General features: G+C 49.7%; 15 protein-coding genes. 7 read left to right on the forward strand and 8 right to left on the reverse strand.

Translation table 11 applies throughout. From position 1 onward, the window contains the following. Positions 1 to 279: 279 nt before the first annotated feature. Complete coding sequence (locus tag NSU01_RS24595; protein WP_042138893.1) at positions 280 to 1,491, reverse strand: helix-turn-helix transcriptional regulator; 1,212 nt, start codon at positions 1,489 to 1,491, stop codon at positions 280 to 282. 175 nt (positions 1,492 to 1,666) lie between these two features. Here NSU01_RS24595 and NSU01_RS24600 point away from each other — a divergent pair, with 175 nt between their 5' ends. From NSU01_RS24600 to NSU01_RS24615, 4 genes are all read left to right on the forward strand, one after another. Further along, positions 1,667 to 3,013 carry an MFS transporter gene (locus NSU01_RS24600; RefSeq protein ID WP_076244636.1) on the forward strand — a complete coding sequence of 449 codons (1,347 nt, stop codon included), beginning with the start codon at positions 1,667 to 1,669 and terminating at the stop codon, positions 3,011 to 3,013. Positions 3,014 to 3,255: 242 nt separating this feature from the next. Beyond that, the gene (locus NSU01_RS24605; protein ID WP_042138895.1) at positions 3,256 to 3,777 is read left to right on the forward strand and encodes a matrixin family metalloprotease; all 522 of its coding nucleotides are present in this window, start codon (positions 3,256 to 3,258) and stop codon (positions 3,775 to 3,777) included. An 11-nt stretch (positions 3,778 to 3,788) separates the two neighbouring features. Continuing rightward, positions 3,789 to 4,406 (forward strand): hypothetical protein, encoded by a 618-nt coding sequence (locus tag NSU01_RS24610; protein ID WP_042138896.1) that lies wholly within the window; start codon positions 3,789 to 3,791, stop codon positions 4,404 to 4,406. A 92-nt stretch (positions 4,407 to 4,498) separates the two neighbouring features. Further along, the gene (locus NSU01_RS24615; protein ID WP_052421980.1) at positions 4,499 to 4,921 is read left to right on the forward strand and encodes a DUF4362 domain-containing protein; all 423 of its coding nucleotides are present in this window, start codon (positions 4,499 to 4,501) and stop codon (positions 4,919 to 4,921) included. Positions 4,922 to 5,004: 83 nt separating this feature from the next. Here NSU01_RS24615 and NSU01_RS24620 read toward each other — a convergent pair whose 3' ends face one another. Then, positions 5,005 to 5,652, reverse strand: coding sequence for a FusB/FusC family EF-G-binding protein (locus NSU01_RS24620; RefSeq protein ID WP_076244634.1), 648 nt, complete (start codon positions 5,650 to 5,652; stop codon positions 5,005 to 5,007). Positions 5,653 to 6,067: 415 nt separating this feature from the next. On the opposite strand from NSU01_RS24620, the gene NSU01_RS24625 reads away from it, so the two are divergent. Beyond that, positions 6,068 to 6,847, forward strand: coding sequence for a helix-turn-helix domain-containing protein (locus NSU01_RS24625; RefSeq protein ID WP_083705559.1), 780 nt, complete (start codon positions 6,068 to 6,070; stop codon positions 6,845 to 6,847). 27 nt (positions 6,848 to 6,874) lie between these two features. Here the strand turns inward: NSU01_RS24625 and NSU01_RS24630 are convergent, their stop codons facing one another. The 5 genes from NSU01_RS24630 to NSU01_RS24650 all read right to left on the reverse strand — a co-directional run bounded on the left by NSU01_RS24630 (position 6,875) and on the right by NSU01_RS24650 (position 13,595). Next, the gene (locus tag NSU01_RS24630) at positions 6,875 to 8,212 is read right to left on the reverse strand and encodes a glycosyl hydrolase (RefSeq protein ID WP_076244632.1); all 1,338 of its coding nucleotides are present in this window, start codon (positions 8,210 to 8,212) and stop codon (positions 6,875 to 6,877) included. A 70-nt stretch (positions 8,213 to 8,282) separates the two neighbouring features. Then, positions 8,283 to 10,292 (reverse strand): beta-galactosidase, encoded by a 2,010-nt coding sequence (locus NSU01_RS24635; RefSeq protein ID WP_076244630.1) that lies wholly within the window; start codon positions 10,290 to 10,292, stop codon positions 8,283 to 8,285. Between the two features lie 151 nt (positions 10,293 to 10,443). Continuing rightward, positions 10,444 to 11,268: a carbohydrate ABC transporter permease gene (locus NSU01_RS24640; protein WP_042138900.1), complete on the reverse strand. Its 825-nt coding sequence runs from the start codon at positions 11,266 to 11,268 to the stop codon at positions 10,444 to 10,446. A gap of 12 nt (positions 11,269 to 11,280) precedes the next feature. After that, positions 11,281 to 12,171 (reverse strand): sugar ABC transporter permease, encoded by an 891-nt coding sequence (locus tag NSU01_RS24645; RefSeq protein ID WP_039306468.1) that lies wholly within the window; start codon positions 12,169 to 12,171, stop codon positions 11,281 to 11,283. Positions 12,172 to 12,248: 77 nt separating this feature from the next. Then, complete coding sequence (locus tag NSU01_RS24650) at positions 12,249 to 13,595, reverse strand: extracellular solute-binding protein (protein ID WP_076244628.1); 1,347 nt, start codon at positions 13,593 to 13,595, stop codon at positions 12,249 to 12,251. Between the two features lie 188 nt (positions 13,596 to 13,783). On the opposite strand from NSU01_RS24650, the gene NSU01_RS24655 reads away from it, so the two are divergent. Together NSU01_RS24655 and NSU01_RS24660 are read left to right on the forward strand one after the other, a co-directional pair. Then, on the forward strand, positions 13,784 to 15,586 hold the full coding sequence (locus NSU01_RS24655; protein ID WP_076244626.1) for a sensor histidine kinase: 1,803 nt from the start codon (positions 13,784 to 13,786) through the stop codon (positions 15,584 to 15,586). 157 nt (positions 15,587 to 15,743) lie between these two features. After that, positions 15,744 to 17,333: a response regulator gene (locus tag NSU01_RS24660; RefSeq protein ID WP_256703898.1), complete on the forward strand. Its 1,590-nt coding sequence runs from the start codon at positions 15,744 to 15,746 to the stop codon at positions 17,331 to 17,333. A gap of 147 nt (positions 17,334 to 17,480) precedes the next feature. Here the strand turns inward: NSU01_RS24660 and NSU01_RS24665 are convergent, their stop codons facing one another. After that, positions 17,481 to 20,324, reverse strand: coding sequence for a glycosyl hydrolase 115 family protein (locus NSU01_RS24665; protein WP_076244621.1), 2,844 nt, complete (start codon positions 20,322 to 20,324; stop codon positions 17,481 to 17,483). Positions 20,325 to 20,342: the final 18 nt, after the last annotated feature.

Raw genomic sequence — 20,342 nt, forward strand, 5'->3', positions numbered from 1 at the left:
GGGGTACTTAAGAGTTTGGCTTGAAGCTTACTCGTCCCTGCGGTGAACATTTGGACTTCCGGCCGCTGTTGTCACCAGATTTCTTGATCTAATCCGCTGTTCGCGGTTGAAATCCGGTGACAAAGGCGGTCGCTATCGCTCCTAGAGTTCCAAATTTCCCCTCCGCTTCTTTTCGCTTTTCGTTAGTCTCTTTAGTAATTCCTTTTCTCTAAAGATTTATAGTTGAACCAATAGTTCACAAGCAAAACCAACCGTGCGGGAAGCTGCACGGTTGGTTTTTTACTGGGCATTATACAGCTCGTGGTAGGTCTGTCTAATTAAGTCCGCATATTCGGAAGGCGGATAATCCTTCACCTGATCATAGGCAAGCTCTACCTCATAGCGGGCTTCCTCCATCAGGCCTTGCTTCGCGAATATCTTCGCTTTGTATGCATAGGCAGTGAGCAGGTCGACCCGGTCAAGCGGATGATAGACCTGGTCGTTCAAGACTACTTTGGACAAGTCCGCCAGTGCCTCTTCATCCCTCTCCAGATGGTAGAGCGCGGTCCCCGTCATCATATGGACAAAAGGCATGAACTGGCTGTCTTTCGCCGGATAATTCTCCGCCAACGTCAGCACTTCCCCGTAACTCTGCTTGGCAAGAGCCAGTCTGATTTCGCCCAGGTGTACCAGCTCCAGTGATTCCGCAGCTTCTGTGAACTGTGCGAACAGCTTTGCCTTGCTTAAATATGCCTCTGCCTGCTCAAGATCATTGTGAAGCAGGGCCAGATGGGAGAGTAGACGGTACAGATGATCAGACAATGAGTAGACTCCTTCTTCGTGCGACAGCTTAAGTGCCGCCAAGGCAGCTTCCCGGCTGCCGGAGTAATCTGCCAGTGCAGACAACGTAACACTTTCCGCATAATAAAGATCGATTTCAAATAAAAAATCGTTGCCTACCTTATTGCTCACATATTCCTTACGGACACGGCGAATCAGCTCCAGGCCATCCTGGTATCTGCTCTTGGCAAACATTAAAGCATATGCCAAATACTGAATCTTGGCACGCTCTACAAATAAACCGAAACGCTCATAGATTTCAACGGCCCGTTCAATACCTTCTTCTCCGCCCTCTGTTCCGGTATGGTAACAGGAGCCCACATAAAACTCCATCAGCCGTGCGGCATCCACTGCCATCGGAAGCGTGTCCTTCATCAGCGGCTGGATTTCCGCGACAATCTCCTTATACTGCTTCGCCTTGTACTGCTGCTCGATCTTACGGACCAGCGGGCCCAGCTCCGCTTCGTGCTCGCCCTCCAGGAAATAACCCGCATCTGTGCCCAGCCGCCCGGCAAGGAATTGCAGCGTATTCATCGAAGGCAACGCCCGTCCGTTCTCGATTTGGCTAAGCATGCTTTTGGTCATATGTTCTCCGGCCAGGTCAGTCTGCGTAAGGCCCTTGGCTTTACGCATTTGTTTGACTTTGTCACCGATTGTCAGTTTAGTCGTCATCTGCTGTGCCAACTTTCTTTGGTTGCTTTTCTTCCAGTATAGCCTAATATTCAAGCGAGAAAAAGCCGCATCATGGAAAAAGTTAAATATAATTAAACTTTTTGTTGCAATAATCAGATCCAGCCTCTACAATAAGTTTAATATAATTTAACTTTCGGAAAAGGGAGTGCTTGTAATGTCTGAACCAACGCCGGTGTCAGCAGCATCCAACCGCAATATCATTCTTTTCTTCAGCGGAAAATTCGCTTCTGTTCTCGGCTCGAGTATGTACACCTTTGTTGTCGGCCTGTATATTCTGCAGCTCACCGGTTCAGGAAGCAGCTTTGCGGTTACGTTGCTGTGCGGTATGCTGCCCAGTATTATTCTGTCGCCCTTCGCCGGCGTGGTGGCCGATATGGTGAACCGCCGCAAGCTGCTGATCGGCTCAGATGCTGCAAGTGTCTTAATTATGCTGCTTTCCTTTGCCGCCGTCTCCATTGAGGGTATGTCCCTCTTACCGATTTATATCTCACTGATCCTTCTGTCAATCTGCGCTACCTTCTACAGTATCTCCGCCTCCTCTTCCATGATGATGCTCGTTGACCGTGATTCCATCCAGCGTACCGGGTCCCTGAATCAAATTGCCAGTTCTGTCGGCCACCTGCTGGCTCCCATTCTCGCCGGTATGCTCTACGCCTTCCTCCCGCTTGAAGAATTCATGCTGCTGAACGCGGCAGGGCTTACCATCTCGACCGTGATGGGCTGCATGCTGAAGTTTAAACCTGCTCCGGAAGCCTTATCTGAAGCTAGGCTTACAGATGGGCCTGCCGAAACCGGGAATCCGCCCTTCCGCGAACGCCTGGGCAACGTTGCTGCTGAGGTCCGTACGAATCTGAAAGAAGGCTTCTCCTATGTAATCCGCCGTCCCGTTATCCGCTCCCTCCTAATTATCGTGTTCTGGATTAATTTCTTTGTAGTCGCGCTGAATATTGTGCTGCCCTTTGTGGCCGTACAGACCCTGGGGCTGTCTTCGAAGCAATACGGTATACTTGAAGCCATGCTGGCAGCGGGCATGCTGCTGATGTCCCTGCTCCTCACCGTTCTCCGCCAGAGCAACAATCCGGTAAATACAATTATCGGAGGTCTAGGCGCACTGGGGCTGCTGTTCCTTGCGATGGCGCTTCCGCTGCTGCTTCATTTCACCGCTGCCGTTACCTTCTTTTTCTTCCTGCCGCTATTGATTCTGGTCGGTGTCGTCATTATGATCATCAATATTCCGATTCAAGTGTACTTACAGCAGAATATAGAAGAAGAGTATCGCGGGCGGGTATTCGGGCTGGTTGAAGGTATCGCCGGTTCCATCGCTCCGCTGGGCATGCTGCTCTATGGAGTGCTGCTTGACTGGATTCCAGGGTCCATTATTCTGCTGGCCTCCGGAGCGGCTATTCTGGCGGTAACTCTGATCGGGCGGAGAGGCTTAATCAGCAGTAATGCTGATGAGCAGCAAGGAATTCATGCAGAGGTGGAGCAGGCCGGGGCGTAACTCCTTGAGGAGACATAGCAGGTATAGTAACTTGTACCATCAATGATGCTACCTTTCCAGAGATAAAGAAACATTTTTAGACAATAAAATACTAAATTTTCATTTTATTGTTATAAAAGATTGAAAATTTTCGAAATTAATAGGAAAATAATATCATATATATATTATTTTAGGATGATATACTTGATTTACAGCGCTGTTAGTTTTCTTAAGCTACCACATAATAAAAGGAGAAATAGAATATGAAAAAAATAGCTCCAATAGTGTGTACCCTTCTCATATTTTTTGCAGTATTACCATCCAGCACTTTTGCTTATACCTATTCTGCTAATGCAAACCCGTTTCCGGATATGAACTTTACGTATTATTCGATATTATCGGCTAATTATAGTGGTCCAGCTGCAGCAGCAATGAACGACTGGGCTGGTGCCGTGGGAGCCTCATATACCGCTGTTGCACCCACCTATAATGAAATACAGTTCTCAGATAATGATTACGGTAATACAGGCTGGAATGCTGAGACGTCTCATCATCATGTCAATTTTAGCAGTTACGACTATTTAGATGAGGTAAGAGCAAACAGATATTACATGGGTAGTATGAGTGCAGTGACACGAGAAGGAGTCTTTGGACATGAATTAGGACATGTCTTTGGATTAGGTCATACTACAAACACCTGGACTTTAATGTGCACATTCGAAGATGGAAGAGTAGTTGTAACTCCACAGCTTGACGATATTCAAGGGGTTCAGTCCCTATATTAATGGAGGTTATTATGAGAAAATTCAGAAACAAATATTTTTATTCAATAATTACAGTTGTATTATTATTGGGAGTTGTAATGGTTGTTAACGATAACAAAACGCTTACTAACGCAGAGTCGAGTTACAATAAAACAGATAATGTAACGGATAAAGTAACTTCTACAGCTTCCCCAAAAGAGGTTGTAGAATATCATGGAGACCTGGCCGAAAATTTCAATACAGTGTCTAAACTCACTTATGGTTCAGATGCTATTTATGAAGTTGAGGTGAATGATTCTAAATCTTTTGAATATGAGGGTGTAATATTTACCGTATCAAATGCCAATGTAAATGAACATTATAAAGGCGGTTCCATTGACACAGTGAATATTCTGGAAACTGGTGGTAATTACAACAATACGGAATATGTGTTCGAGGATTCAAGTGTTTTGAAAATTGGAGATAAAGCTATAGTTTATTTGGAGAAATATGAAGGACCCATCCCCGAAGCACAAGGAACATATGTAGTTACAGGTGCCTATCAAGGGAAATTTGAAATTGATGAAGCTAATGGTTCATTGATTCCTGCTGCCGTAGATCAAGAGGAACTAAAAGAAGTCAGAGCACTAACAGATTTGAATTTGGAATAGGATAAATTAGTACAATTTTACGGTAGAACGTCAGAAACATTCTTTGACGTTCTATCGTCTTTTTGTTAAACGGTTTAATGGAGGGCTACAGAATGAAGATGTTAAGAGTATGTATATATATGTTGCTGATGTCGTTAATTATAGTAGCTTGCTCAAATTCAATGCATTATGAAGCGGCTGCAAAGAAAGGTTATGTTGTATATGTTCAAGGTGAGATTATTAACTATACGTATTTCGAACAATTCGTGGAAAATTACAACAATGGTCAGGATGCCACTGTTAAAATCGCAAAATATACAGATGAAGGAGATCCTATCTTCCACACGCTTGAATATAAACGGGATCAGAAAAAAATCAGTTATACCTATGACAACAGCGAGGATGAAAATGGAGATAAATTGCAGGCAAATACTCTGTGCAGCAGTATCACAAATGTCGATGGTGTCTATCACTTAGCCGATTGCGCTGACGATGAAACGGGTAAGTGGTTTAGTGCAAAGCAGCCATCTAAGTAAGCCATGCAAGTGCTGGAGGCATGGACTAAGACAAAGGGACTGACCCGTATTCCTATGGGCAGTCCCTTTGCAGCTATATCATGCTATTTCTGCACCGAGAGCACGAACCTCTCCAGCGAGCTTATATTGGTGATACTCTGATTACATCCATGATTATCTATGCAGACGTATTGCCCCACAGAAGCAATGTTATCGGCTGAAGCAAGCTCAGGTTTGGTCTTGACTGTAAGGAAGGCAAGATCCTGCTGTCGGTTGCAGAACAGGCAATAGCCTTTCTTGTGGGTCGGTATTATTCTGCCCTCTACACCGATGAATTGTCCTTCGTACGGATAGACAATGAACAGCTTATTCGTGGCAATGTCTGCCCAGGCCAGATACGTTACATAACGGAAATCAAACGATGCAAGATCAGGTAGCTTCATCTTCTTATTCTTGGGAAACAGCTTCTGAATCTGCTTCAGTGTAATCGGCGGAAATGGCTCCAGATAAGGCTCGAAGCCGCTGATATACTGCTGGAAATCCTCGGCTTTCTCCAGGGTGGAGATAGGCCTCAGCATCTGCTCCTGCTCGGTGGTCAGCGAAGAAAACGCCTCCGTCACATTCACCTCAGCACTGTACCGAACGGTCTCCAGGACACGGCGATCTGCTACAGACCGTAGTGTTTTGAGCACGAAATCCGATTGTTTCTTAATATAATTATATTGATGGTTTCTAATAAATGTTGTAGTCACAGCTCTTCAGCCCCTTATTCATATTGGTCAATCCAATAAGGTGCAGAGCCTGCTAATTAGAAACGATAAAATCAGTTTGGGCGATCAAGATCTTCCTGCCGCACCCCACGCAAAGTATCGCCCCAGATCAGGCTCTGCATGAGGACTTCCTAGCTAATGAGCAATTCGTTGCCATCAGTGTAACCCCCTATCCAATAACATGCAAAAAGTATAGCAGGAAATTGCGGAGCCTACAATTGATAATCTCTTATCTATCATTCCCCTTGATACACCGCACCAGCATATTGTACCCGATACCATTTGGAGTTTTGTGATCTTAAGCATCCGGCTTACATCACTCTTAAGTTCAGCTTATAAAGATGATAAGATAGGTTGGTGTTTATCAGCGCTTCAGCTGCAAGGAAGGAGGATCGTCATGGACATCCACAAATACGAGCACCTTGTGCCGGATGTCTTTCTGTTTGTGGACCGCAGATCCTTTGCCGACTGGGAGATTATCAGCAGCACCATAGATTTCCATGATCTGTCGTTCATTGTGGAAGGCAAAGCGGATTACTTCATTAACGGGGAGAAATTCTCTGTAGAAGCCGGAGATATGCTCTATGTCCCTTCCGGCAGTGTAAGGGAAGCCCATACCTTTGCCGAGGCACCCATGCATTCCTTTGCGTTCAACTTCTTCTGGACGGGGGCGGATAATCATGTACACCTGCCGTTTGAGACCGTAACCAAGAACCGGATGACCAAGGAAATCCTCGATGATATCAGGGAGTTCTCGCATAACTGGATGGGCGGCCAGCCTTTTTATAGAATGAAGGCCCGGGCCATCTTCCAGCTGATTGTCTACCGCCTTCTTAATATTACCCATCATCAGGAAACGCCGCTGCTTGATCCGAGAATCCATAAAGTCATGGCTTATATCATGGATCACTATGCGGAGGAGGTTACGATTAAAGCTCTGGCGGAGTGGATCGGACTGAATCCCGTCTACCTGGGTAAGCTGTTCAAACAGAATACCGGCTCCACCTGCAAAGAATTCCTGAACAGGGTCAGGGTCAATAATGCCGAGATGATTCTGTCTGCGGGCGGGTTCAATGTGTCTGAGGTGGCGGAGCACTGCGGATATCATGATGTGGCGTACTTCAGCAATGTGTTCAAAAGCATGAAGGGGTATCCGCCGTCAGCTGCTTTGAAATGACGGCGGATGGAGTCATGTTAGTCTATTTTACAGAATAATGGTATTAAAAGATTCCGCATCCAGCTTCAGCTTATAATGCGTCTCATCGTTAGCCAAAAGAATCGTTCTTGCTTCCTTGAACGGATTCGCGATCACCAGCACCTGTCTGCCTTCCGGCGTCCCGAATGCCAGTGCATTGCCTGTCCATCTGCCCTTCAGTCCGATTCTGCGGGAGCCGGGGCCAATGAAATGGGCGAAATGCTTCATGACGTAGAACTCGGGATTATGCACGGCCTTCGGTTCATCCGGATCTACAGTAATCATGGAGTTTTGCTCCCATCCCCAGGTACTGCGCCCCTTTGGCTGAAGCACCATGTTCCAGTAGATATAGGCGTTCACGCCATTGGTGAAGTAATGCTGGTACAGGTTAAACACATATTTGGCATAAAACCAGGTGTTCTCCCCATCCCCGCACTCATTCTCGGTCTGCATGTAGCGCAGTTCAGGATAAGCCTGCACCGTACGCTGAATGCCATATTTGCCCGCCCACTGGTAGCCAACGCCTTGTACATATTTGTATGCTTCAGGATCGCTTAACACCGTGTGCGCATAGGCATCGAATCCGCTATCCTTCTGCTTCATCCACTCATCCCATGGCTCCGGCGCATTAATCGTACCCAGCCAAATCTCTGTATCCAGGCCATGCTGTTCAAAAGCCGGTCCCAGATAGTCACGGATAAATTCACGTAATTGCTCGCCCGTCCATACGCAGGAGGGGAATTTCTGATCCGCAACCACTTCGTTCTGCACATGAACCTGATGGATGGTGATGCCTTCCCCGGCATACGCCTGTACAAACTTCACAAAATATAAAGCATATGCCTCCAGAATCTCCTTCTCCCAGCGCAGCGTGCCGTAATTATAAGCCCGGGGGAACTTCATCCAGGTGGGCGGACTCCAGGGCGAGGCGAATAATTTCAGCTCCGGATTCAGCTTCAGCGCCTCCCGGATGTACGGAATCAGGTACTTGCGGTCCCGTTCGATGGAGAAATGCTCCATGGCGTAATCGCCGTCGGTTTCATTCAGGCTGTACCATTCAAGCGCATAGTCACTCGCCCCGATTGGCAGCCGGCAAATACTGAATTTATGATCCCCTTCCGGATGGAAAAGCGAGTGCAGCACCGCGCTTCTGTCTTCTGCAGCCAGCAGGTTCAGCGCCTCGAACCCAAGCTCGTTGAAGCAGCCGCCGAACCCTTCAATGTTCTGATGGATTTCTCCGGTGAACGCCAGATCCGCCGCGCCTTCTGCTGCTGCACTTTCCACGCTTCGGGACACCCAAGGCTCACTCTCTGTACTCGATACCCAGACTATATCTTTAACGTCCATATTGCTGCCTCCTCATCCTATCTCCCTATGGGGAGGATCGTTACTTACTCCTCATAGTTAAAGCAATTTATTAACCTTCACTAATAATAAATACGCCCCAAGCCTCCAGCTTCAGCTCCTCAGCATGCGCTACCGGATTCCCGGACAAAAGCTCCTGCCCTGCTCCATACGGATACTCGAATGTCACGGACTCCGCCGAATAATTGTAGTAGTAGCGGATGGTACTGCCATGCCGGTTCACACCGGATTTCACGATTAACGGGAAGGACAGCTGCTGATCTTCGCCCCACAATCCGGCAACCTGGAGCGTATCCCGCAGGATGATCGCCAGCGCGGCAGGCTCCGTCATACATCCGATATAGGTGGCCGTACCGTCACCGAAGGAGTTTCTGGTAACCGCCGCATATTCGCCCCACTGCGGATGATCGTAGCTGGCAAGCACTTCGGCCGAGCCTGGAACAAGCATTTCCATCCATGTTTTGACGGTATGAACGCCTGCTTCCGTCCCCTCCGGGAACAGCTTGCCGGTAAGTCCGGCAGAGGCATTAGGCGTGGCAAAATGGCTGTAAGCCACTCCGCAGGCCTCATGAATTACGCCCGGCTGCGCCGTATGCCGCACCTTCACCTGCTCATCGGTGAATCCGCTTTTGAAGGAATAGACGGCATGACCACCACTGCGCACATACTCATTCAGCCGCTGCAGCGCCTCGTCAGATACGGCATACAGGGCAGGCACGACAATCAGCTCATAGTCGCTCAAACGTGTGCAGGACGGCTGGATGAAATCGCAGGCGATATTCATCTTGTACAATTCGTCATACATCCAGCGGACCACATCGTTATAAATCACGCCGCCGGGCAGCTTGAACCACTCGATCGCCGACAGTGCTTCGTTGCTGACCATAACAGCCACTTTGCTGGTCTTCTTGAGCCCAATCAGCCGATCACTCAGCCGCTTGAAGTCAGCACCAATCGTCCGGGCTTCCTTATACACCGGATTAGGCAGGAAGTCGTGACTAAGCAGCCCTTTCCAGTAGGTCTCGAACGAATTATGAATTGAATGCCAATGCCAGTAGGCAACCATGGAGGCACCCGAGCCTATATGACTGAAGGCTTGCAAACGCAGCTGCCCTGGATAAGGCGTCCACTCAGGAAAAGCCTGCGCCTGTGTCTCAAGGACAAAGTAGTTGTCCTGCTTCAGCGAACGGGTCATATCTCCCCCGAACGAAATCTCCGTACCGGTAAGGTTGTCCTGCGACGGATGATAGATATCTACACCGGCAATGTCGAACGGAGCGGCTGCGGCAAAGTGATCCACTGATGGCTGCACCCCAAACGAATGCCCTCTCCATTCAAAATCAAAATTATGTGTCGTGAACTGCCCCGGCTGCTTATACTCCCCGACAATTCCAATCTGCCACGCCAGAAATTCATTCACCAGCCCGCGCTGGAACCTGGCAAATTCCGCACCCAGACTGCCGTTAATCGTGCCAACCATCGACGGGAAGTCCTCCCAGCTGTCGATCCGGTTGCTCCAGTAATCCAGGCCAAACTGATGGTTGATTGCCTCAAGGGTTCCATAGGTTTCTCTCATGTATTTGACGAACTTAAGCTGGACATTCGCTCCGGCGGTCTCATAATGCTTCGTTTCATTATCAATCTGATAACCGATAACTGCCGGATGCTTGTGGACCACGGCCATCAGCTTGCGGATGATCCGTTCGGCGTAGAACAGATACACGGGATGGGTAATGTCCATAATCTGACGCGCGCCATACCGGCCTTCCCCCTTGGCAGTTACAGCCAGCACATCCGGATGCTCTTTGACCATCCACGCAGGAATGGCGTAAGTCGGCGTGCCCACAATGACATGAATTCCGGCAGCATGCATCGCATCCAGCACTCTTGTCACCGGACTGAAATTAAATACGCCGTTCTGGGGTTCATGGGTGCTCCAGGTGGACTCGGCAATACGCACGGTATTGATTCCCGCTTCCTGCATCATCCGGATGTCTTCATCCAGACGGTCATAAGGCATGTATTCGTCGTAATAAGCAACACCGTATAGCAAGTGATCCATTGTTGTCCTCCTAAAAGTTTTGTGAGCATCTACTTCCCTGTGATTGCTTCGTACAAAACTCGCTTCGAAAGCATATGCTTAAGTTTTGATAGCATAACCTTCCTAATTTGCTTCGTACAAAACTCGCTTCGGAAGCATACGCAGTGTGATATTAACCTTTTACAGCACCGGCAGTAACGCCCTTCGTAATCTGCTCATTAAAGATCGCATAGATGACAATCGCAGGGATGGAGGTCAGCACCATGACGGCAAACTGTGAGCCATAATCAGAGGAATACTGGCCGGCGAAATTCATGACCGAGAAAGGCAGCGTTTTCAGTGCATCCTTGCTGAGGAAGGTCGAAGCCATAATGAACTCATTCCAGCAGTTCAGGAAAGTCGTTACGACTACTGTTACCAGAGCAGGTGCGGTAAGCGGTGCGATGATCTGGAACACAATCCGGTAAATATTCGCCCCGTCCACAATCGCCGACTCTTCCAGCGCTTTGGGGATACTCCGCAGGAACCCGGTCAGGATGAACGTCCCCATAGGCACGGACACCGCAGTGTAGGGTAGAATCAGCCCCAGATAGGAATCGGTCAAGCCCAGCGCTTTGAAGATCGCGAAGTTGGGCAGCAGGGTGGCATGGATCGGAATCATAATCCCGAGCAGGATGATGGTGAAGAATACCGAACGGAACTTCCAGTCCATCCGTGTAAACGCATACCCTAACGTCAAGGATAGCACAACCGTTAATAGGATTGTAACCGTAGTAATGAACGCACTATTAATGAAATAGCGCAGGAATTTGCCGTCTACCCAGGCATTGATATAATTCTGCCACTGCGGTGCGCTTGGCCATTTCAGGATACTTGAAGAGTAGAATTCATTGCTGCTGAGGAATGAGAAATCCAACAGCCAGATTAACGGGAACAGTTGAACCAGGGCGACAAAAAGGAAGAACACCCATAGTATGGTTTTAGTGCTTTTGGTCATGGTGTTTCCTCCTTAGAATTCCGTAGCATCACTGCGGGTAAGTTTGTTGCTGAGGTAGGTAGCCAGCAGACAGACGACGATGAAGAGAATCGAAATGGCATTGGCATAGCCGTATTGGCTGGCCGAGAATGCTTTGTTATAGAGATACACAGCCAGGAATTGGGTGGAATCGCCGGGACCGCCGTTGGTGGTCAGGAACACGGTTTCCATCTGCTTCAAGGCGGTAATCATAGCCAGTGTGATCTGCACCGTAATGACCGGTGACAGCAGCGGAACGGTGATCCGCAGGTGCAGCTTGAAGCCCGAAGCTCCATCGAGGGAAGCGGCTTCATACATTTCATCCGGTATTCCTTTGAGGCCGGCATAATAGAACAGCAGTCCCCAGCCGAATCCGGCCCAGATTAGAATGAACAGCATCGTAACAAGTGCCGTACTGCTATCCCCCAGCCAGGCATGCTTCAGGAACCCAAGGCCCAGTGTATCCAGCAGTTTGTTGAACGCACCGAAGGTAGGGTCGAGCAGCGACAGCCACATTTTGGAGATAACCACTACTGAAATCACGCATGGAATGAAAAAGATCGTTCTGAACCACTTCTCCGCTTTCCCGCCCAGGCGGTCCAGCATAATGGCAAAGAAGATGGCAATCGGATGCTGAATGAAGATGAAGCCCAGACCCAGCAGGACGGCATTTCTCAGCGCCAGCCAGAAACGGGTATCGTGAAACAGCAGCTCCGTATAGTTAGCGAACCCTATGAATGCAGAAGGCGTACCTGGTGCCAGGGTATCCCGGAACGAATAATATCCGCTGAGTACAATCGGGACCAGAAAGGTTAGGGAGAATAAGAGAATTCCCGGGAAGACGAACAGGAAGATGGCCATTTTATTGTTGAATACTTTTTGCATGGAAGTCTCACTCCATCCTTAAGATTGGAGAAGGGCAAGAAGATTCCTGCCCCGTCCCCTTTCACTCTCTATATTTGTTATTGGGATTCCGCTGCTTTCTGCAGGTCTGCGAGCAGCTCTTCAGGTGTCGATCCGCCGGCGAAGAACTTGCCGAACGCATTCTGGCCGTCATCCTTAAATTTCGGAGTTCCGTAATCAAGACCCAGTGAACCTGCAGTAGTGGTTGCTCCGGTAAGAACATCTGTCAGCTGTTTCTGCAGTCCGCTCTCCGTGCCGGTCAGCTCATACTTCTGGGCAGGAACAGCCGCGCCGGTATCCCAGACGGTTTTGGCCCATTGATCTGCTTTCATTAAATAATCGAAGAATTTCTTGGCTTCTTCCGGATGCTTCGAGCTGCTGACCAGTGAATAGCCGCCGCCGTTCCAGGCCAGAAGGTCTGTATCCTTGCCTTTGCCGCCATCCACTACCGGGAATTTCAGCACAGCCACATTATTGCGGAAGTCTTCGGACAGACTTTCATTCGTAGCCATTCCCGCTTCCCAGGAGCCCATGTACCACATTGCCGCTTTTCCCTGAGTGAATAAATTCTGGGATGCGCCGTAGTCTGCGGTCATGAATGATTCCTGGAACAGCTTGGCATCTCTTGCCTCACCCAGCAGCTTGGCCGCCGTGATGAAGCTCTCATCGGTTGTGAAGTTCTTCTTCTGCTCCACCGCATCCAGCATCAGACTCTGATCTCCGCTCACTCTAATGACCAGGTCCTGGAAGAAGGCTGCAAAGCTCCACAGGTCTTTACCGTTCACCGACATCGGCTCAATGCCTTTGTCACGGAATTGTTTGGCTGCATCCAGCAGCTCCGCATAGGTTGTTGGTACATTTACGCCATTGTCTGCAAATATTTTTTGGTTGTAGTAGATGACCTCATAGTCGCTGTTCCGGGGCAATCCGTACAATTTGTCATTGAAGGTGAAAGACTTATATACGCCCGGGAGGAAATTGTAGGTCTCCCCTTCGTACCCGGCGGGGTCCAGCTCTTTCACATAACCAGCCTGAACCAGTGTATTAAGCTCCGCTCCCCCGTGCACCATAGTGATGTCCAGCGCTTCATTTGAGGCCATATAGGCCTTTAATTTGTTCTTAAAAGGCTCTTCGGCCAGCGTTTCGAGTTCGATTTTCACATTAGGATTCTCTTTGGTATAGTTGTCGATCACCATTTGCTCGGCCAGACCCTGGCCCGATTTACGGTCCGGAAGGTTGGAGAATACGCGCAGTGTGACTTGTTCAGCAGCGGGATCTGCGGAGTTGCCGTTTGTACTGCCTGCACTCTCCTTCTGATCGTTGCCTCCGCATGCACTGAGTACCGAGACAGCTGCCAGCGCTGTAATCAGCAGTAGATTCCGTGTAGCTTTTGTATTCATAACCATTTAATCTCCCCCTAGTTGTTGTTGATTGTGCTCGCCTTCTTTGTTGTGACCACATCGTAACAGAGAACCTGATCCGGGGTCAGTAGAGAAAAAGAGAGTAAAGTTTAAAATTGTCGACTCCTCTTCCGGCACCCTTGTTTAAATGCAGCAATACGCATAAGATAAAAAACAAAAAGGTTAGTGATCCCGTGCTGCGTTTCTATTTAAATATGAATCTGCGATATAAGATAACAATTCTTATCTTCCTTCTGATCACCGCAGTAACTTTTGCTATAGGCGGATATTCGTATACCATCTCAAAAAAACAGATCATTAACAAAGTAAGCAACTCCAATCAGAGCGTGCTTAAGCAGATTGACAGCAATCTCTCCCGGATGCAGAAGACGATTGCCGACTGGGTTACGGTATTCAGCCTGGCTTCCGTTGTACAGGAGACGTTAAGAAGCAATACTCCGGATTCTGTCGAGATCGAGGATCAGTTCTATAACGGACCAACCGCGTCCATGATGAACCAGATGCTGGTGACCGGTAATTTCGATTATCTGGCGCTGTACGGCAGCCTGTCCGCACCCATGTTTCAGGTTGCCACCGATGACAGCAGCGGGGCCTACAGCCTGGACAAGATCACTCCGCACAATATTTATAAGGAATCCGTTGCCCTGAACGGCGCCTCCTACTGGTTCCCGCTGACGGAAGAGAATAATGTCTTCATTCAGAGCAACCGCAATGACAAGCTCGGCATGACCCGGATTATCCGCGATATTGTAAACGGAAACAGAATCGGCTTTGTATTTGTCGGCATTAATCTGGAGACGATCCGCAGAACCTATCTGACGGATCTCTATGATCAGGACCACGGCATTCTTATTCTGAATGAGAGCGGTAAGCAGCTCCTGGCCGCAGGTAAAGAAACGTATGACAAGAAGGCAGTAGACTTCGTGATGAAGCAGGCTGAAGCCGGCATTCTGTCCGGTTATACCATCGTGAACCTGCAAGGCGGAGATACGCTGCTGAACTATAATATCAATGCCAATGGCTGGATTACACTGTACAGTGTGCCGCTCAGTTCGTTGACCGAGGAGCTTAACTCGATTAAGTCGGCTGTGCTGATCATGATTCTGGCCAGTTTGCTCCTTAGTATACCCCTGCTGATGTTTTTCTCCTCATTCCTGACTGCACCGATCAAGACCCTTCTGCTGTCGATGCGCCGCTTCCAGAACGGTCAGTTCGAAGAGAAGGTTAACATTAAATATTGGGATGAGATCGGCCAGTTAAGCCGGGGGTACAACAACATGGTCGCCAATATTAAGGCGCTGGTGGACGATGCTTATCTGCTCAAGCTTAAAGAGCAGGAAGCGGAGCTCAAGGCGCTGCAGTCCCAGATCAACCCCCATTTTCTGTACAACATGCTGGATACGATTTTCTGGGAAGCCGAAGCTGCGGGCCAGGACAAGATCAGTGAGATGGTGATCAACCTCTCCAGATTGTTCAGATTAAGTCTTAACCAGGGCAAGAGCTTCACCAGCGTAGCCAAGGAAAAGGAGCTTATCGAGCTCTATCTGTCCCTGCAGAAAATGAGATTTAAAGACTCTCTGGATTTCGTGATCGATATCCCTGATGAGCTGCACCCCTATGTCATTCTGAAGCTCAGCCTGCAGCCTTTTATTGAGAACGCGCTGATTCATGGGATTGAACGTAAACGCGGCGGCGGCTGTGTGAGTATCAGCGGACAACGGACCGGAGATCAACTGATGTTCGTGATTGAAGATAACGGGGGCGGCATGAGCAGCGAGACCCTGCAGAAGATTCTCACCCTGCCGGATGAATCGGATATCTATACGGCCCGGGATACCGGAGGTTATGCAGTGCAGAATGTACAAGCCAGACTGAAGCATTTCTATAAAGGGGATTTCACACTGCATTACACCAGCGTTCCGGGAGAGGGTACACGGGTGGAGATCATAATTCCGGCTATCTTGAATGATATTTAGGCTGAATATAAGTGGAAACAGCTACGCCGTCCTTTAAAGGACGGGGCGTTTCAGCGAGAAATAGAAGGATAAGTTATCATGCGAAGCATATAAATTCTTATATTTTAAGAACATAACAAGAAGCGTAGAGGACCGGAGGGATTATCACTTGTTTAATATGATTATCGTGGACGATGAAGAACGGGCCCGTGTCGGGATCAGAACCTTAATCGACTGGCAGGCGCACGGAATTACTATTGTTGCCGAGGCCAGAGACGGCCAGGAAGCGCTGGATATTCTGAGTATCCACCCTGTCGACATCATGCTGACGGATATCCGGATGCCGCAAATGGACGGTCTGGAGTTAATCTCCATTGTCTCCGGGAAGTATCCCCATATCAAATCAGTGATTATGAGCGGGTATGATGATTTCGCCTACGCCCAGCAAGCCATTAGAGTCGGGGCCAGCAACTATCTGCTGAAACCAAGCCGGAGACAGGAGATTCTTAATACAATACTGGACATCACCGAGCAGATTCAATCCGAGAAGCTGGAGATCAAATCGCTGGAGCATCTGCGGCAGGGCTTCCGGGAGAGTCTGCCCCTGCTGAAGGAGAAGACCCTAAGCCAGCTGGTTCTCACCGAGAGTCCTGCATATCCGCAGCTGCTGGCCAACCTGAAGATGAACAATCTAATATTTCCTTATCTGCTGTATGGCGTGATTCTGCTGCGGATTGATAATTTCCGGCAGCTGCAGCAGAAATATCTGCATGAGGATACGGAGCTATTGAAATACGGGCTGAAGAATATTTGCGAGGAATCCCTTCCGGAGACGATAGTATGTATCGCCTTTGAACATCAGGATGATATTGTCCTGATCCTTAATACGGATGAGCTGCTGGATCATGAGGAATTAAGCGGATATATCCGGATCATTCAGGATAATATCCTGAGTTATCTCCGGTTCACGGTCTCTGCCGGAATCGGAAGTATAGATAAGAATCTTCAGCATTTACGGCGTTCTTTTCTGGAGGCATCCCAGGCGCTGAATACGAGAAACTACACAGGCACCGGCAAAATCGTGGAGTTCAGCGGGGAATTTGATGATGAAGCCTCCCAATCCTCCTACCCTTTGCATGAGGAGCAGGAGGTCCTTAAGGTTGTCCGGAACGGCTCCCCTGAAGAAATTGCCGGGAAGCTTACCCTGTTCAACGTGGCCCTTCAGCCCGAAACGGTATCCAGGGACCAGGTGATCAAGTCGAGCTTCGCCCTGTTCTTCGCGCTGTATAAATTATGCATTGAGAATAACGTCAACGTGAACAAGGTGTTCGGACAAAACCTGACCGAGCTGATCCAGGTTCTGTCCCGCTCCAGTCTGGATCACATTTTTCAGTCTCTGCTTGAGACTGCCCTTCTGGTCAGTGAGCATTTGACCTCCAAGAAGAACAGCAACAAATTGCTGGAAGCAGCCAAGCTCTATATCGGGCAAAATTACATGAAGGATATCAACCGCGAGATTGTCGCCCGGGAAATCTATATTACACCCGGCTATTTAAGCCTGCTGTTCAAGCAGCAGCTCAAAATCAGCTTCACCGATTACCTGCATAAGATACGCATAGAGCATGCATGTCTGCTATTCAAAGATCCCGGAATGCGGATCGAGGACATCGCTCTGCAGTCCGGGTATAATGATACGAAATATTTCTATCAGGTGTTCAAAAAGTATAAGGGGATTACTCCGAATCAGTTCCGTAGTAATGCGGAGTAACGGGGAGTGATGCGGAGGAACGGAGAGTGATGAGGAGTTATGGGGAGTTTCGGGGAGTGACGGGGAGTAAGGGTAGTGCGCATAGTGTTGCGGGTTTCCGCCGCCATCTGCTTGACGATGGCGGCGGTCCCGGCAACCCGCCGGAAGTCAGCTGTGATAGCTCTCCACCGGCCCCAGATAGGAATACGGCAGCGGTCCGGCAGACAATACCAGCTTCTGCAGGACAAGTCCGGCATCCAGTCCGTAAAAGCGCAGCGTATGCTGCCCCTTGGCCAGAACATGACGGGTAACCTGCGTATGAATATTGTCCATCACCGCACGGCACCACGGCTCATTGTCATGGTTGCCGCCTTCATAACCCGGAGGCAGCGCATCTGCGGTGACCGGCGGTTCTCCGTCGAATCCGGCGGCATACTTCAGGCCGCGGACTGGAGACAACTGGTTAGTCGGCGCAATATAGGCGGTCAGGCTGTATTCCCCGTCCTGATGGACGAGCAGCCGGTACTCCAGACAAGGCGCTTCCTCCGGCTGATCAAAGGAGCTGCCGGCGGGGAACATTTTGACCGAAGACAAGGTCCGTCCGTAGTTGTTAATAGTCTTCCACTCGGCTCCGGATTTCGCCACGCGGTTTAGAGTATGCTCCGCTTCGATAGAAACGGTATTTTGCGTCTCGATGAAGGTCATCGGCGGCACATTAGTAATGTCAGTCCACTCCACTTCTACTTGAACGGTTACGATTGTACCGGCACCTGAAAGGGTAATATGGCCTGAAGCCGCCCCCTGCACCTTCTCCCAATCTACTGAAACCCGGATCGCCGCTCCAGTATCCACCCAGCCTTGGGTCCGGTCCAGCCTGATCCATTCCGCACTTCTGACTGCCTTATATCCGAACCCGGCTCCGCCGCTGCTGACCGTAATCTCATAAGTCTCCTGCTGAAGATTCGTAAACGGAGTGAGACCCGCTGTCCCTGCTGTGTAACCCTGCTCCGTTCCCTCTACACCAACAATCATGATGGCTTCCTTGGCAGGGGTCACTCTGCTGACCTCCGGATAACTCCAGCCGTCCGCGTTCCAGTTCACATAGCCGACATGCGGGGAGCTCATCATGCCCTGCCATTTGCCGTCCGAGATGCCGGTATTGTAGTGCTGCTCCAGCTGCTTATCCCGCTCAATAGACTCCAGTACCAGATCGGCATAGGTATTGGCAAGTACACTGCCGCGTCCGGCATGCAGCCTGTTCAGTCCGGCGTAGATTTGCATCTTGACCACATTCGCCGAGGCCACTGCCGGATAATAGACCAGCTGGTAATAGGCATCCTTGAGCGCCGCTGGGAGCTCAGACTCATACCTGGCCGCCGCCTGCTCCGGGCTGAGCGCTTGTTCCAGCACTCTTTGCGCCTCTTGATGATGCAGCAGGCTGAAGGTGCCCGCTCTGATAATTTCCGGCTTGCGCCGCCCGTTCATCCGGGTGTAATCCGCTAACACCTGCGCAATTTCGTCAACCGTCCCAGGTGTAAGGTCTGATCCAAACTGTTGCTCCACCCAACGCCGGGTGTACTCCTCTGTCTGGTTAATCGCTCCGGTTCCCCAGGCTTCAAAGTCATAGGCTAAATCCATGAAGTAGGATAGCGGCAGCTCCATCGGCTTCAAGTCGCCGGCATTTACCACCCAAATATCGCGGATGCCGTAATCGAACGCCATGGTCATCTGCTCCCAGACCTTCTCCAGCGGAGTCACATTCACCCACTCGTAGGAATGCGGGCCTCCGTGGTAGTCAAAATGGTAGTAAATTCCCCAGCCGGCCTCCCGCTGCTGCTCATGTTTTTCCGGGATTTTGCGGAGATTGCCGAAATTGTCATCCGAGAGCAGAATCGTCACATCCTGCAGCACCTCCCAATCCTTCAGCCCTTCTGCTTCCGCCGTACCGTACCAATACTTCTCGACCTCCTTGTACACAGCCAGAACCTGCGGCATATGCTCCAGATTGTATTTCTTCAGCAGGGCCTTCTGGGTAAGGATAATCTGCTTCAGCAGCTCAATATTCTCCTGGTCTGAGCCTTCGAGGGCAGAGTCACTCTCTCCGCGCATGCCGAGTGTAACCAGATTATCATAGTGTCGGTTGCGCTTAATTCCGTCTTCCCAGAAGGCGGTAATCGCCTGCGGGTTGCGGGCGAAATCCCACAGATTGCTTGTCCCGTACTGCGCATACACTTTCTGCCATTCGCTGCCGGCCCGGAACAACGGCTCATGATGCGACGTTCCCATAACAATGCCGTATTCATCGGCATGAACCGCGTTAGCAATCGGACTGCTTGTACCATTCAGACTGAATTCTGCACTCCACATCGCCGGCCACAGAAAGTTCCCCTTCAGTCTCAGGACCAGCTCGAACACTTTGTCGTAGAAATCCTCATTGAAATCGCCAAAAGCATGCGTGACCCAGGAGCCGAGCGACGGCCAGTCATCATTCAGGAAGAACCCCCTGTATTTAACGGAGGGTTCTCTGGAGCTGCGATTCAGTCTGCTTACTGGAATGGACAGTGTGGTGTTCTGCTCCGGAATCACATCGGCAAAATACACCCACGGGCTGACCCCAATCAGCTCAGATATGGAGTAAATGCCATAGATTGTCCCGCGTTTATCGCTGCCCGCAATGACAAGCGCCCGGCCCACGCCAGGCATTGGAGCCTCAACCAGCTGCAGCCGGTAGCATTCCCGCTTGCCTTGAATCGACGTGACGTCGAGGGCGCCTTCTGTAATCAGCCTGTCGATCAGCTCATTTCCGCCTATGGGTCCGGCGATGACGACGGTTTCTGAGAGCTGTTCTTTTCGTGTCAGAATCACAGGTGCTATACCGCTCACCAGCTCGATATCCGCGCCGAAAGACTCCGCCACCCGGCGCAGTCCGTTATAATCTGTCCCCTTCGGGTCCAGATAAATATGAACCGCCTGGTCTGGTGCGGCAAGTATAAAGTCCTCATTCGATTTCATGGAATAGCTTCCTCCCGG

Origin of the sequence: Paenibacillus sp. FSL H8-0259, assembly GCF_037963255.1 — a bacterium.
In the GTDB taxonomy this organism is placed as follows: Bacteria; Bacillota; Bacilli; order Paenibacillales; family Paenibacillaceae; genus Paenibacillus_AQ; species Paenibacillus_AQ phytohabitans.

Coding starts and splice junctions, on each gene's coding strand:
- NSU01_RS24595 (WP_042138893.1), bottom strand. CDS start 1,491: ATGACGACTAAACTGACAATCGGTGACAAAGTCAAACAAATGCGTAAA.
- NSU01_RS24600 (WP_076244636.1), top strand. CDS start 1,667: ATGTCTGAACCAACGCCGGTGTCAGCAGCATCCAACCGCAATATCATT.
- NSU01_RS24605 (WP_042138895.1), top strand. CDS start 3,256: ATGAAAAAAATAGCTCCAATAGTGTGTACCCTTCTCATATTTTTTGCA.
- NSU01_RS24610 (WP_042138896.1), top strand. CDS start 3,789: ATGAGAAAATTCAGAAACAAATATTTTTATTCAATAATTACAGTTGTA.
- NSU01_RS24615 (WP_052421980.1), top strand. CDS start 4,499: ATGAAGATGTTAAGAGTATGTATATATATGTTGCTGATGTCGTTAATT.
- NSU01_RS24625 (WP_083705559.1), top strand. CDS start 6,068: ATGGACATCCACAAATACGAGCACCTTGTGCCGGATGTCTTTCTGTTT.
- NSU01_RS24630 (WP_076244632.1), bottom strand. CDS start 8,212: ATGGACGTTAAAGATATAGTCTGGGTATCGAGTACAGAGAGTGAGCCT.
- NSU01_RS24635 (WP_076244630.1), bottom strand. CDS start 10,292: ATGGATCACTTGCTATACGGTGTTGCTTATTACGACGAATACATGCCT.
- NSU01_RS24640 (WP_042138900.1), bottom strand. CDS start 11,268: ATGACCAAAAGCACTAAAACCATACTATGGGTGTTCTTCCTTTTTGTC.
- NSU01_RS24645 (WP_039306468.1), bottom strand. CDS start 12,171: ATGCAAAAAGTATTCAACAATAAAATGGCCATCTTCCTGTTCGTCTTC.
- NSU01_RS24650 (WP_076244628.1), bottom strand. CDS start 13,595: ATGGTTATGAATACAAAAGCTACACGGAATCTACTGCTGATTACAGCG.
- NSU01_RS24660 (WP_256703898.1), top strand. CDS start 15,744: ATGATTATCGTGGACGATGAAGAACGGGCCCGTGTCGGGATCAGAACC.
- NSU01_RS24665 (WP_076244621.1), bottom strand. CDS start 20,324: ATGAAATCGAATGAGGACTTTATACTTGCCGCACCAGACCAGGCGGTT.